Raw genomic sequence first — 13,055 nt, 5'->3', positions numbered from 1 at the left:
ATTACACCATGATCAGCCCACGCCAGGCGCGCCGGCGTCTTCGTGCGATACCGCTGTGAGGTCGTCGCGCACCTTGCGGGCAAGCTTCCTTGTCGAGCGCTTCGGACTGTCGCCGAAAAGCTGGGCCGCCTCGGCGAGGCAGGTTTTTTTCAGGCTCTTTTCCGAGCGCTTCAGCAGCTTGGCAAGCAACCGCGTGTCCTCAGGGGGACCGAGCGGCTGGTCCTCGGCATCGAGAAGCGCGCGCATGACGAACACGTCGTGCAGTTCGCCGAGCCGCTCGCCCAATTCATCGACGGCCTTGCGCCGGGCCTTGATCGGCGTCGGCCACAGCCGGCCGAGCAGCGACAGGTGCATGCCATGCGTCTTGGCCGCCTTGCGCAGGTCGTGAAAGTCATCGGCTTCGCCGCGCGAAGCCGCCTTGTCCAGCGCTTTCCTGGCGCGGCGCAAAGTGGCGCGCGCGCCTTCGGCGAGCACGTCGGCAGCCTGCTCCGGCTGGTCGGGCAGAGCGAGCTTGTCGATCCGGCCGACACCTTGCTCGCAAGCGGCGATCGCCGCGCCTATCGCAGCATCGAGGCCTGCTCCGCCATGCAGTTCATGCTGGCGCGCGACGAGCCGGTCGCGAACGGCATCGAGGCCACCGCCGGCACTTTGCTCGGGAAAGCTTGCCGCTAGCCGGTCGATTGTTTCCACCAGTGCGGTTGCCTCGCGCGGGCCGGCAAGCAGGGCCGCCACCTGGCGGTAGCATTCATTCTCAGTCACGCAGAATGTTTCGTCTCCGGAACGGACAAGGCGCAGCAAGGCGCGGACGTTCTTCAGCCGTTTGCGACAGTTGTGCAGCCCCTGCTCGGGCCTGTCACGCGCGGCGTCCAGATGGACAAGCGCCTTGCCGATCTCCTCGGCGAGGATGCGCCTGACCTCGCCGGTCAGCGACATGTGCGGATCGATACGAAAGCTCATGCGACGATCTCCGCAATCCCCCCAAGGGCGAGCGACGCGTTGTAAAATCTCGGCTCGCCGGTGACTTCGCGGCCGAGCCAATCTGGCAGCATTTCGTCCGGTACATCCTCCGGCGTCTCGAGCTCGGCGATCACCAACCCCGCAAGCGTCCCCCCGAAGACATCGACTTCGTAGAGATAGCCGCGGTGTCTAACATGATGGCGTGTCTTCTCGATGACATGTCCGATGGCAAAGGCCTGCATCTCCTGCGCCTCCGCCAAAGGCACCGGATATTCGAATTCATCGCGCTGGCGTGCCTGGCTGCCGAACTTGAGCGTCAGCTTGGCGGCGGCATCATTGCTGATGCGCACACGCACCGTACGGCTGGGTTCGGCGACAAGGTAGAATTGACGGATATGAATGTCCGCCTCGACCATTGCCCGCCATTCCTCACCTGAGACCAGGAATTTACGCTCGATTTCCTTGCCCATGGCCATGCACTAGAGCGCGCACGGCCAGAGTTGGCAAGCCGCTTGATCGCAGTTGACTTTAATCATTCGATTGATTAAATTATCGATGATGATCAAATCGCCCAGCGCCAGCAGCCTTCCTCATGAGGCGCCCAAGACCGCCGCAGATATGACGCGGACGGCACTCGTGCGCGCGGCGCTGAAGCTGTTCGGACGCCAGGGTTTCGACGGCACGTCGACGCGCCAGATCGCGGCTGAGGCCAAGGCCAATATCGGCTCGATCGCCTACCATTTTGGAGGCAAGGAAGGGCTCCGCAACGCGGCAGCCGACTACATCGTCGACACCATCCAGACCGTTGCCGGCCAGGCGATCGGCAATCTGCAGGCGCCGGTCGCGGCATTGGCGGACACCGAGGCCGCGCGGGCACATTTAGCCGTCGCACTGGAGCGCATGGTCGCCTTCATCGCGGCAAGGCCGGAAGCCGGCGAGATTGTACAGTTCGTCCTGCGCGAGCTGTCGCATCCAACCGCGGCACTCGACCGTATCTATGACGGCGTGTTCGAACCGGCGCATCACCGGCTCTGCCTGATCTGGGAACAGGCGACGGGCGAGCCGGCCGAGAGCGAGCGCACAAAACTCACCATATTCACGCTGATCGGCCAGGTCGTCTATTTCCGCATCGGCCGCGAGGCGGTTATGCGCCGGATGGACTGGCGCAAGATCGGCGATGATGAGGCCGGCAAGATCGCGGCAACAATAACCGACAATCTCAGCGCGATTTTAGCTCGGCGCGATTTGGCTGTCCGGAAGGATCGTGGATCATGAGCCTGCTCTGTTCTTTGCCGCTTGCCGCCCAGCTTTTCAGCGCCTGCGCGCCGGCAGCACCGCTCGCCGTCGGCTACGTCGAGGGCGACTACGTCCTGCTCGCGCCGATCGAAGTGGCGCAGGTCGAGACGATTGCGGTCAAGCGCGGCGACCGCGTCGCGCCCGGCACGCCGGTGGTGACGCTGGAAAACGCCGACGCCAAGATCGCCATCGCACAAGCCGAGGCGGCCCTTGCGCAGGCCCAGGCGCAACTTGCCGACCTGCAGGTCGGCAAGCGGCCGGAAGAGATTGCGGTGCTCAAGGCGCAGGTCGACATGGCCAAGGCGCAAGCCGCCGACGCCAAACGCCGTTACATCCGCGCCAGCGATCTGTTCAAACGCGGCACCGGCACGCAGGCCGACTACGACACGGCTTCTGCGACGCTGGAGACGGCCAACGCGCAGGTCGGCCAGGCGGAGGCCAATCTCGCCGTCGGCGGGCTGCCGGCCCGGCCCGAGACGATCAAGGCCGCCGACAATCAGGTCAGGCAGGCGCAGTCGGCGCTGGAGCAAGCGCAATGGCGACTGTCGAAGCGCGTGCTGACGGCGCCCTCGCCCGGCCGGGTCAACGATGTCATCCGCTATCCAGGCGACACGGCCGGGCCGACCGCGCCGGTCATCTCCATACTGCCGGATGGCGCGGTGAAGCTCAGCGTCTATGTGCCGGAAAGCGCGTTCTCCTCGGTCGATGTCGGCACGCTGCTCAATGTCCATTGCGACGGTTGCGGAGCGGGCGTGAAGGCTCGCGTCAGCTACGTGTCACCGGATCCGGAATTCACGCCGCCGGTGATCTACTCGCTCGAGACCCGGCAAAAGCTGGTCTATCTGGTCGAAGCGCGGCCGGAGGGCGACGCCAGCGCATTGCAGCCCGGGCAGATCGTCGACGTCGATCTGGCGGACATCGGAAAATGAACGTCATCGACGTGCACGGCCTGGTCAAGCGCTTCGGTGACAAGACCGTCGTCGACCATGTGACGATGACGGTGGCCGAGGGCGAGATCGTCGGCTTCCTCGGGCCGAACGGCTCAGGCAAGACGACGACCATCCGCATCATGTGCGGCTTGCTGACGCCGGATGAGGGCGAAGGCACGGTTCTGGGCTTCGACATTCGCACCGACAGCCTGCGGATCAAGCGCGAAGTCGGCTACATGACACAGAGATTCTCGTTCTACGAAGACCTCACGATCGGCGAGAATCTCGAATTCGTGGCACGGCTTTACCGGCTGAAGCCGCTCGACGGGCATGTGGCTAAGACGCTTGAGGAACTCGGCCTGACATCGCGCAAGAACCAGCTGGCTGGTACGCTGTCCGGCGGCTGGAAGCAGCGGCTGGCGCTGGCCGCCTGCATCATGCACAAGCCGAAACTGCTGCTGCTCGACGAGCCGACGGCGGGCGTCGACCCGAAGGCCAGACGCGAATTCTGGGACGAGATCCACCGGCTGGCGAGCGGCGGCCTGACCGTGCTGGTCTCCACCCACTACATGGACGAAGCCGAGCGCTGCCACCGCATCAGCTACATCTCCTATGGCAAGATGCTGGCCACTGGGACGGTCGAGGACGTGGTGAGGAATGCCGGGCTGACCACCTTCGTCCTGCAAGGGCCGCGGCTCGATCAGGTCGCGGCCGCACTTCATGGCCGCCCCGGCGTCGACCAGGTGGCGCCGTTCGGGGCGACGCTGCATGTCGTCGGTTCCGACAGGAAGGCGCTTCAGGCAGCGCTCGCCGATGTCGAGAAGGAGCACAAGGGCGTCACCGTATCGCCCGGCGAGACCAGCCTGGAGGATGTGTTCATCCAGTTCATGTCCGGTTCGAAGGACAACATGGGATGAAGAACGGGATAAACAGCATCTTTTCCTTCGCCAGGCTAGGCGCGCTGCTGATCAAGGAGTTCATCCAGATGCGGCGCGACCGCATCACCTTCGCCATGATGCTCGGCGTGCCGCTGATGCAGCTGGTGCTGTTCGGCTATGCCATCAACAACGATCCGAAGAGCCTGCCGGCAGCGCTGGTGGCGATGAGCAGCGATCCTTACACGCGGGCCATGGTTTCGGCGCTGCAGACCACCGGCTATTACCGCTTCGACCATGTTGCGCAAAGTGCCGCCGAAGCCGAATTCCTGATGGCGCGCGGCGATGTCGCCTTCGTCGTCACCATTCCCGCCGATTTTGCCCGACGGGTCGAGCGCGGCGACAGCCCGCAGATCCTGATCGAGGCGGATGCAACCGACCCGGCCGTCGCGAGCGGCGCCATCTCGACGCTCGGCACCGTCGCCAACCAGGCGCTGCTCAGGGCACGCGGCATGCAGGAGACGGCGGCCGAAGCTGCCCGGGGCCAGCTCCAGGTGGTGGTGCACCGGCGCTACAATCCGGAAGCCGTCTCGCAGTACAACATCGTGCCCGGTCTGCTCGGCGTCATCCTGCAGATGACGATGGTGATGATGACCTCGATCGCGCTGACGCGCGAGACCGAGCGCGGCACGATGGAGAACCTTCTGGCGATGCCGTCCAGCCCGCTCGAGATCATGCTGGGCAAGGTGCTGCCCTATCTGGCGGTCGGCGCCGTGCAGGTGCTGGTGGTGCTGGCGGCCTCGAAGCTTCTGTTTGCCATACCCTTCACCGGATCTATGTCGCTGCTGTTGACGGCGGTCCTGATCTTCGTCTTGGCGCTGGTGCTGCTCGGCTACACGATTTCGACGATCGCCCGCACGCAGATGCAGGCCCTGCAGCTCACCTTCTTCTTCTTCCTGCCGTCGATCATGCTGTCCGGCTTCATGTTCCCCTATCGCGGCATGCCGGACTGGGCGCAGGTTTTCGGCGAAGTGCTGCCGCTGACGCATTTCCTGCGCATTATCCGCGCGGTGATGCTGAAGGGCGCCGAGCTGCCGGCGGTGGCAACGGAGATCGGCTGGCTGGTGGTGTTCGTGGCGCTGTTCGCCGGCATTGCGCTGGTGCGGTTCCGCCGGACGCTGGATTAGGGTCGACGCAATCAGCTTGCGCAAATGATCGAAAATCACACGGCCTTGGCCTGGCCCGGGACCGGTGTCAATTCAGGTGCATTGAGCCCTTCGAAGGGATCGCGCCAGGCGTCGATTTCTTCAAGCTGCCGATACCAGCGGCCGACAGAAGGATAATCATCGAGAGGCAGTCGGGCGACGTCGTTGAAGGGCAGAAACGTCGCCATTCGAAAGTCGGCGTAGGAAACCGAATTTCCGACCAGCCATTCTCGCTGGGAAAGCTCGGCATCAAGTATTGCAGCGGCGGTACTGAAGTCCCTCAGGCCCTCCTCAACTCGTGCCTGATCGATCGGGCCGAGCCCATAGCGCTGTTTGGTCCCGCGTTCGAAATGAACTACATCGCAGGCTCTTGCGAAGTTCTCTTTGCCCCAACTCAGCCATCGGATCATCTCCGGCTCGTCGTCGCCGGCGCGCCAGAAATGCGAATGCGTGTCGCGTGAAAGCCGGCAGGCTATGGCATCGGCCTCCCAGAGGCTTTTTCCCAAGTCCACAAGGATGGGCAATGAAAGATTTGGATTGAGCGGCCGAAAGCGCTCGGCCTGCCCCGGAGCGAAGGGGGAGGCGAATTCAAACTCGACCTTGGCATTGAGATAACGTGCCACGGCGACCGCGAGGCGAGGATTGGGATTGCGGCTGAAGAACAGTTTCATTGATCTCAGTCCTTGAATGGGACCGGTTCGACCGGACGCAACGGAGGCTCGAGCGCCTCGAACCGGCACATGACCTGCAACTGGTTGCTATCTTAGCTGGCAGCAATGATCTCGGCATAGGTGCTGAAATCGACATTGCCGCCGGACAGCACCACGGCCACGCATTTCCCGGTAAGGTCGATCTCGCCTGACGACAGCGCGGCCAAACCGACGCAGCCGCCAGGTTCGACCACCAGCTTCAGGCAAGCCATCGCGTCGCGCATCGCCTGGGCCACCGCCCGGTCGGAAACGGCGATGGCGCCGGCAAGGTTCTTGCGGTTGATCTCGAAAGTGATGGCACCCGGCTCGGCGACGAGAAGGGCATCGCAGATCGAGGTGTGGCCGGGCGCGTTCGACACCCTGGCGCCTTGGATCAGCGAGCGGCGTGTGTCGTCGAAATGCTCGGGTTCCACGGCCCAGACGGCGGTGTCCGGCGAGGCGTCCTTGACCGCGATCGAAATGCCGCTGCTCAACCCGCCGCCGCCGCAGGGAACCACTACCGCATCGAGGCTGACGCCAAGCGCTTTTGCTTGGCGCATCAATTCGAGGCCGATCGTGCCCTGGCCGGCGATGATGGCCGGATCGTCGTAGGGCGGCACCAGGACCATGCCCTTTTCCACGTAAGAACGGACAACGGCAGTGCGATCGTCACGGACCCGGTCGAAGGTGATCACTTCGGCGCCCATCTTCCTGACATTGCCGACTTTCATCGCCGGCGCATCGGCAGGCATGGCGATGATGGCCTTGACGCCGAACATCGCCGCTGCGGCGGCAACGCCTTGCGCGTGATTACCCGACGAGAAGGCGACGATGCCGCGGGCGCGTTCTTCCGCCGAGAGCGAGGAGAGCTTGTTATATGCACCGCGGAACTTGAACGAGCCGGTGCGCTGCAACGTCTCCGGCTTGAACAGGATCCTGGCGCCGAAGCGCTTGTTCAACTCCGGCGATTCGATCAGCGGCGTTTCGACGATCAGTCCGGACAATCGCGCTGCTGCGCTGTGAATATCGGCGATGCCGGGAGGGATGGTCATGGCTGGGGTCCTGCAAGAAATGAGACCGCCTATGGTGCACGGAAAGGGAGGCCGCGCACCAATGAAAAAATGTGACCGTTACAATTCGACTTGGAGGCAGGAGTGGGGCGTGACTGTCACCCACCGCCGCCTCCACCCTCCGCTATGCATTCGTCACTTCAATCGACAAATCGTTGCCTGACCCGGCATTGCCGGCCGCTCCTCATCCCAACAGCGTCTTTTGCCGTTTGGGGCCGCCCATCTTGCGCCAGGTGTTGAAGCGATGGGTGGCAGCAGCGAAGGAGATCTTCATCTGCTGAGCAACCGAATAGCGCGACTTACCCTCGTCGAACAGGCGATAGCAGCACTCGACGCCCTCTTCGGTCAACTTGCCGTCGGGAGCTTTGTTGTGCGGATTGGCGGGATCGAATTTTTCGACCTGCTGCTCGACCAGCCCTTTCAGGCGCTGCAAGTCCGCCTCGATGTTAGCGATCAGGTCGAGAACCGGCTTGGGGTCAAACGGCTGCTGTTGCTCCGGCATCTGCGGGTTCCTTTCTCTTGGTTCGGATTCGATTATATAGGTGAACGTTCGCCGATAGCAAACGGTGCCTCGTTCGGTTTCGACGTCGATACTTTTGAGCAGATGAATGGAGCGGGCGCGATTGACCGAGGATGTGCGAAGCTCTAGTTTAGAACTATTCTAAACTGGGGTGAATTTCTCATGCTTTCCCGCGTTTTCGGCTTCGGCCGCCGTCCGTTTGAATCTCTCTCGGAGCAGGAGATCCTGGCGCTCGCAATCTCCTCCGAGGAGGATGACGGGCGCATCTATCGCGCCTATGCCGACGGGCTGGCGGAAAGCTTTCCGCAATCGGCCAAAGTGTTCGAGGAGATGGCGGAGGAAGAGGACGGCCATCGCGACGCGCTGATCGAGCTTTACCGCAAGCGTTTCGGCGAGCGCATACCGCTGATCCGGCGCGAGCATGTGAAGGGTTATTACGAGCGCAAGCCGGACTGGCTGGTGAGGCCGCTCGGTATCGATCATGTGCGCAGCCAAGCCGAGGCCATGGAGCGGCAGGCCTACCTGTTCTATATCGAGGCGGCCAAACGCACAGGCGATGCCTCGACGAGAAAGTTGCTCGACGATCTGGCGGTGGCCGAACAGGGCCACGAGACACTGGCGCAGCGGCTGGAGCAAAAGCATATATCGGGCGCGGTCAAGGACGAAGAGGCGGCAGCCGAGCAACGTCAGTTCATCCTGACTTACGTGCAGCCCGGGCTGGCCGGGCTGATGGATGGCTCGGTGTCGACGCTGGCGCCGATCTTTGCCGCGGCCTTTGCCACACACGACACGTTCCAGACCTTTCTGGTCGGGCTTGCCGCCTCGATCGGCGCCGGTATCTCGATGGGATTCACCGAAGTGGCCTCCGACGACGGCAAGCTATCCGGCCGCGGCTCGCCGGTAAAACGCGGGCTGACCGTCGGCGTCATGACGACGCTGGGCGGGCTCGGGCACGCGCTGCCCTATCTCATCCCGCTTTTCTGGACGGCGACGATCGTCGCCGCGGTCGTGGTGTTCTTCGAACTTTGGACCATCGCCTTCGTACAGAACCGCTACATGCAGACGCCATTCTGGCGCGCCGCCTTCCAGGTGGTGCTGGGCGGCGCGCTGGTGTTTGCGGCAGGGGTGCTGATCGGGAATGCATAGCAGTCGCTACCCATTCACCGCCCGGCTGTCTGCTGGCGCCTCGGCGCGTTCGGTCAGGCCGTAATCGCGCATGACATGGGCGATGCGCAAACGGTAGCCGGCAAAGATGCCGCCGCGCCCAGCCCTCTGCGCCTGCCGATGTTCCTGCGTGTTGCGCCAGGCCTTCACCGCATCCTCGTCGCGCCAGAAGGACAGCGACAGGATGCGGTTCGGATCGGCAAGGCTCTGGAAGCGCTCGATCGACAGGAAACCGTCGATGCCGTCGAGCAGTGGGCGCAGATCGGCGGCGATGCCGAGATAGGCATCGCGCATGCCCGCCGCCGGCTCGACCTCGAAGATGACGGCGATCATGGCTTCACCAAAGAAGCATGTGGCCCGGAGGCCAGCTTGAGGAAGATGCGGTCCTCCTTCAGGATAAATTTTTCCCGCCGGGCGAACTCGTAATTCGCCTTGCCGGCGGGATCGGCGGCGAGCCGGGCGCGGTAGGCTTCGTAGGCCGCAAGACTGTCGATGTTATAGGCGGCATAAGCCCTGGTGGCCGAGCCTTCGTGCGGCGCGAAATAGCCGATCAGATCGGCGCCGCAGCGCGGGATCGCCTGCCCCCAATTGCGTGCATATTCCTCGAACGCCGCCTTGCCGAACGGATCGATCTCGTAGCGGATGAAGCAGGTGATGGTCATTTTCGCCTCCTTGGCGGTGGATGTTTTCTGGCGGTCACAGTTCGAGCCGGGTCGAAACGTTCCGAAGATCGATATGCTAGGCAAATTCGCTGGCCGGTCAGGTTTGCCAGAAGGATTTCGCGCATTCGCGGCGGACGTCTTCGGGTGTCAGGCCAAGGTCACGCAGCAGATGATCGTCGATCTCGGCGAGGTCGAGACGCTGCAAATGACGGTCGTACCACCGTTTCAGGAGCCGCAGCCGCAAGCGGCGCAAGACAATGAACGGGAACGGCCGGCGAGCAGGCGCGGCGCCGAGAATGGTCCTTGCAGGCATTGTCGTCTCCTTGATTTGCATGGAGATTAGTGCTTGTCTGACGAGGATGCTTCGATGAGGAACGAACCATGCGCGAAGGACCTGACATAGCCCGCATTGCCAGCCTGGTGGGCGATCCGGCGCGGGCAAACATGCTGTCCGCACTGATGGGCGGCACGGCACTGACGGCGAGTGAACTGGCACTCGAGGCCGGCGTGTCGCTTCCGACAGCGAGTTCCCATCTGTCGAAGCTGATGGAAGGCGGGCTGCTGACGCTGGCAAGCCAGGGACGGCATCGCTACTACGGCCTCGCCGGCCCGCAGGTGGCAGGCATGATCGAGGCGATCACCGGTGTTGCCGCCGCGGTCGGGCCGCAACGAGTGCGGCCTGGCCCACGCGACGCCGCCATGCGCGTGGCGCGGGTCTGCTACGACCACCTCGCCGGCGAGCAGGCGGTGGCGATGCTGGACCGTCTCGTCGCTCGACAAGTGCTCCTGCGCAATGATGAGGAGATCCGGCTTGGGCCGTCGGCCGCCTCGCATTTCGCCGCGATCGGCATCGATGTCGAGGGCAAGGCGCGGCGACCGGTGTGCCGGGCCTGCCTCGACTGGAGCGTGCGGCGTTCGCACCTCGCCGGCACGCTGGGCGCCGCCATTCTCGATAAGATCCTCGCCGAGAAATGGGCGCGGCGCGAGAAGGACAGCCGTGCGGTGATCTTCTCGCCGACAGGCAAGCAGGCATTCGAGAAGACGTTTCTCGCCTGACGGCTCGCTTCGACGCGCCAGAACGGCCCGTCGTCTCCACGGAAACGCCGAACCGCTCTATCTTTGTTGTTTTGACGCAATTCCGGACGGAAAATCGTTCCACACACTTTTCCTGGAATTGCTCTAGCCGCGCTTGAGCGGCTTGGCCTGCTTGAAAAAATCCTCCCAGGGATCGGCTTGCCCAAGCCGCTTCAGCGTCGTCTTGTCGCCGATCGGAAAGGCGTTCGGCGGCAATCCGGCCTCGATTTCCGCCCAGGTCACCGGCATTGATACAGTGGCGCCTTTCTTGGCGCGCGACGAATAGGGCGCGACCGTGGTCGCGCCACGGCCATTGCGCAGATAATCGACAAATATCCTGCCGGTGCGCGCCTTCTTCGACAACGTCGCCGTGTAGCGGTCGGGTGCGGCTTGCTCGAGCGCTCGGGCGAACTCATGGGCGAAGCCTTTGACCTCGTCCCAGTCCGCCGACGGCTTCAGCGGGACGAGGACATGATAGCCCTTGCCGCCCGAGGTCTTGACGAAATTAGGCAGGGACAGTTCGTCGAGCCGGCTGCGGATGTCGAGCGCCGCGGCAAGCACCGCCTTCACGTCGACACCCTCGTCGGGATCGAGATCGAAGATGATCTGGTCTGGTTTTTCCAGCTCGTCCGTGGTCGATCCCCAGATGTGGATCTCGACGACGCCAAGTTGAACGAGGGCCACGACACCGTCGAAATCGCGGATGAACAATATCTCCTCGCCGTCGGTGGGATCCTTCATCACGGCGATCTTGTCGTGCATGCCGGCCGAGGCATGCTTCTGGAAGAACCGTTGGCCGCCAACACCGTCCGGCGCCCGCACGAGGCTGAGCGGCCGGTTGATGACGAATTGCTTCATGCGCGGCCAGACCAGCGCGTAGTGATCGACCAGATCCTGCTTCGATACGTTCTCCTCGGGCCACAGAAGCTTGTCGGGGCGGGACAGCGTAACCGAGGTTTTCGCCGTGGCCACGGGTTTGGCGGGCTTTGGCTTCGACTCTGCCGGGGCTGAGCGTGCTTTCGGTTTCTCCTGCACGACTTCCTCCGCCGGCTTGTCCTCGCGCAATCCCTGGAACGACGCGTGGCGTATTATACGGTCCGACGTCCAACTGCGAAACTCCACTTCGCCGACAAGTTCGGGCTTGACCCAGACCAGCCCCTTACCCCTTGGCACCGCCCTGTCGAAGGGCGAGGTTGTCGTCTTCAGCGCATCAAGCCTCTTCTTCAGCTCGTTGGTGCTTTTGGCCGTGAAGCCGGTGCCGACGCGGCCGGCATAGCGCAGCTTGCCGCCCTCGTGATAGCCGACCAGCAGCGAGCGCAGGCCGCGCCCGGTCTTGTCCGACGGCATGTAGCCGCCGATGACGAATTCCTGGCGCGCCGTACATTTCGACTTCACCCAGGACGGGACCCGGCCGCTGCGGTAGGGCGCGTCGGCGCGCTTGGAGACGACGCCTTCGAGCCCCAGCCGGCAAGCATGCTCCAGCATGATCTTGCCGGGCTCGGCAAAGTGGTCGCTGAAGCGCACGGCCTGATCCTCAGTCTGTCCGGCGAGCAAAGTGCGCAGCCTTTCCTTGCGCTCGACCAGCGGCTCGGAACGGATATCCTCACCGTTAAGACGCAGCAGGTCGAAAACGTAGTAGATGAAGCGATCCGTGCGGCCCGCCGACAGATCTTGCTGCAGCAGCGAGAATGACGACACGCCATTATCCGCCAGCACGACGATTTCGCCGTCGATGATAGCATCGGTGCATTTCAGGCGGCCAAGTGCCGCGACAATTGCGCCACCGAATTTGTCGGTCCAGTCGAGGCCGGCGCGTGTCAAAAGCCGCACCTCGGTGCCGGCAAGCTGCGCCTGCATGCGATAGCCGTCGAACTTCACCTCATGCAGCCAGTCCTTGCCGGGCGGGGCGTCCCGCTCCAGCGTTGCGAGCGCCGGTTCGATGAATTCGAGCCGCCTTGCGGCGACGGCCTTCGCTTTGCTGGCGGCCGGCCTGTCGGACTGCCAGACGCTTGGCTTCTTGCCATCGGCGGTCTTGCCTTCGCCAACCTCCTCGATGGTCAGGCCGGATTTCACCGATTGCGGCGCCTCCTGCAAAATGTCCTCGCCCGGACGCGCGGCGGCATCGTCGGATTTGATCAGCAACCAGTTGTCACGCTTTTCGCCCGGACGCGGCTTCAGCCGCACCAGATGCCAGGCGCCATGCAATTTGTGGCCATGCAGTTCGAAACTGATATGGCCTTTCTTCATCGCTTTTGCCGGGTCGCCATCGGGGACCCAAGTTCCCTCGTCCCAGACAATGACCGAGCCGCCGCCATATTGGTCCTTCGGGATAGTGCCTTCAAACGGCGCATAGTCGATCGGGTGGTCCTCGACATGCACGGCGAGCCGCTTTTCGTGCGGGTCGAGGCTCGGGCCCCGCGTCACTGCCCAGCTCCACAGCACGCCGCCATGCTCGAGACGAAGGTCGTAGTGGAGCCTGGTGGCGGCATGCTTGTGGATGACGAAGATGCCACCTGGCTCGGCTTTCTTGCCGCGCGAAACCTTGCCGGCCGGTTCGGTGGTCTTCTTGAAATTGCGCTTGGCGTGATACTGCTCGAGGCTGACCATGGTCAGA

The 13,055-nt window shown here is 63.4% G+C and carries 15 protein-coding genes; 6 read left to right on the top strand and 9 right to left on the bottom strand.

What is annotated here, in order from left to right; translation table 11 throughout:
- Positions 1–12: 12 nt before the first annotated feature.
- Positions 13–957: a CHAD domain-containing protein gene (locus NMG46_RS13025; RefSeq protein ID WP_254818030.1), complete on the bottom strand. Its 945-nt coding sequence runs from the start codon at positions 955–957 to the stop codon at positions 13–15.
- Positions 954–1,427 carry a CYTH domain-containing protein gene (locus tag NMG46_RS13020; RefSeq protein WP_254818029.1) on the bottom strand — a complete coding sequence of 158 codons (474 nt, stop codon included), beginning with the start codon at positions 1,425–1,427 and terminating at the stop codon, positions 954–956. Before NMG46_RS13020 ends, NMG46_RS13025 begins: the two co-directional genes overlap by 4 nt.
- Positions 1,428–1,515: 88 nt before the next feature.
- Here NMG46_RS13020 and NMG46_RS13015 point away from each other — a divergent pair, with 88 nt between their 5' ends.
- The 4 genes from NMG46_RS13015 to NMG46_RS13000 are packed head-to-tail and all read left to right on the top strand — an operon-like array spanning position 1,516 to position 5,244.
- Positions 1,516–2,232 (top strand): CerR family C-terminal domain-containing protein, encoded by a 717-nt coding sequence (locus NMG46_RS13015; protein WP_254818081.1) that lies wholly within the window; start codon positions 1,516–1,518, stop codon positions 2,230–2,232.
- Complete coding sequence (locus tag NMG46_RS13010; RefSeq protein WP_254818028.1) at positions 2,229–3,182, top strand: HlyD family secretion protein; 954 nt, start codon at positions 2,229–2,231, stop codon at positions 3,180–3,182. The genes NMG46_RS13015 and NMG46_RS13010 overlap by 4 nt, the downstream gene beginning before the upstream one ends.
- A complete protein-coding gene (locus NMG46_RS13005) occupies positions 3,179–4,099 on the top strand; it encodes an ABC transporter ATP-binding protein (protein ID WP_254818027.1) in 921 nt (306 codons plus the stop codon). Before NMG46_RS13010 ends, NMG46_RS13005 begins: the two co-directional genes overlap by 4 nt.
- Positions 4,100–4,107: 8 nt before the next feature.
- Positions 4,108–5,244 carry an ABC transporter permease gene (locus NMG46_RS13000; protein WP_023679006.1) on the top strand — a complete coding sequence of 379 codons (1,137 nt, stop codon included), beginning with the start codon at positions 4,108–4,110 and terminating at the stop codon, positions 5,242–5,244.
- A 35-nt stretch (positions 5,245–5,279) separates the two neighbouring features.
- Here NMG46_RS13000 and NMG46_RS12995 read toward each other — a convergent pair whose 3' ends face one another.
- The 3 genes from NMG46_RS12995 to NMG46_RS12985 form a co-directional block, all read right to left on the bottom strand.
- Positions 5,280–5,933, bottom strand: a complete 654-nt coding sequence (locus tag NMG46_RS12995; protein ID WP_254818026.1) for a glutathione S-transferase family protein — start codon at positions 5,931–5,933, stop codon at positions 5,280–5,282.
- Positions 5,934–6,025: 92 nt separating this feature from the next.
- Positions 6,026–7,003, bottom strand: coding sequence for a threonine/serine dehydratase (locus NMG46_RS12990; RefSeq protein WP_254818025.1), 978 nt, complete (start codon positions 7,001–7,003; stop codon positions 6,026–6,028).
- A 202-nt stretch (positions 7,004–7,205) separates the two neighbouring features.
- Complete coding sequence (locus NMG46_RS12985; protein WP_254818024.1) at positions 7,206–7,523, bottom strand: hypothetical protein; 318 nt, start codon at positions 7,521–7,523, stop codon at positions 7,206–7,208.
- Positions 7,524–7,703: 180 nt separating this feature from the next.
- On the opposite strand from NMG46_RS12985, the gene mbfA reads away from it, so the two are divergent.
- Positions 7,704–8,687, top strand: a complete 984-nt coding sequence (mbfA, locus tag NMG46_RS12980; RefSeq protein ID WP_254818023.1) for an iron exporter MbfA — start codon at positions 7,704–7,706, stop codon at positions 8,685–8,687.
- A gap of 6 nt (positions 8,688–8,693) precedes the next feature.
- Here the strand turns inward: mbfA and NMG46_RS12975 are convergent, their stop codons facing one another.
- From NMG46_RS12975 to NMG46_RS12965, 3 genes are all read right to left on the bottom strand, one after another.
- The gene (locus NMG46_RS12975) at positions 8,694–9,038 is read right to left on the bottom strand and encodes an antibiotic biosynthesis monooxygenase (protein ID WP_254818022.1); all 345 of its coding nucleotides are present in this window, start codon (positions 9,036–9,038) and stop codon (positions 8,694–8,696) included.
- Positions 9,035–9,367 carry an NIPSNAP family protein gene (locus NMG46_RS12970; RefSeq protein ID WP_254818021.1) on the bottom strand — a complete coding sequence of 111 codons (333 nt, stop codon included), beginning with the start codon at positions 9,365–9,367 and terminating at the stop codon, positions 9,035–9,037. Before NMG46_RS12970 ends, NMG46_RS12975 begins: the two co-directional genes overlap by 4 nt.
- A 97-nt stretch (positions 9,368–9,464) precedes the next feature.
- Positions 9,465–9,680 (bottom strand): DUF1127 domain-containing protein, encoded by a 216-nt coding sequence (locus tag NMG46_RS12965; RefSeq protein WP_254818020.1) that lies wholly within the window; start codon positions 9,678–9,680, stop codon positions 9,465–9,467.
- Between the two features lie 68 nt (positions 9,681–9,748).
- Between NMG46_RS12965 and NMG46_RS12960 the strand changes: the two genes are divergently transcribed.
- Complete coding sequence (locus NMG46_RS12960) at positions 9,749–10,423, top strand: helix-turn-helix transcriptional regulator (RefSeq protein WP_254818019.1); 675 nt, start codon at positions 9,749–9,751, stop codon at positions 10,421–10,423.
- Positions 10,424–10,546: 123 nt separating this feature from the next.
- On the opposite strand, the gene ligD is transcribed toward NMG46_RS12960, so the two are convergent.
- Positions 10,547–13,048, bottom strand: a complete 2,502-nt coding sequence (gene ligD / locus NMG46_RS12955) for a DNA ligase D (protein ID WP_254818018.1) — start codon at positions 13,046–13,048, stop codon at positions 10,547–10,549.
- Positions 13,049–13,055: the final 7 nt, after the last annotated feature.

The organism is Mesorhizobium sp. LMG 17147 (assembly GCF_024297145.1).
GTDB lineage: Bacteria > Pseudomonadota > Alphaproteobacteria > Rhizobiales > Rhizobiaceae > Mesorhizobium.
This window is presented reverse-complemented; position numbering and strand designations above follow the sequence as displayed.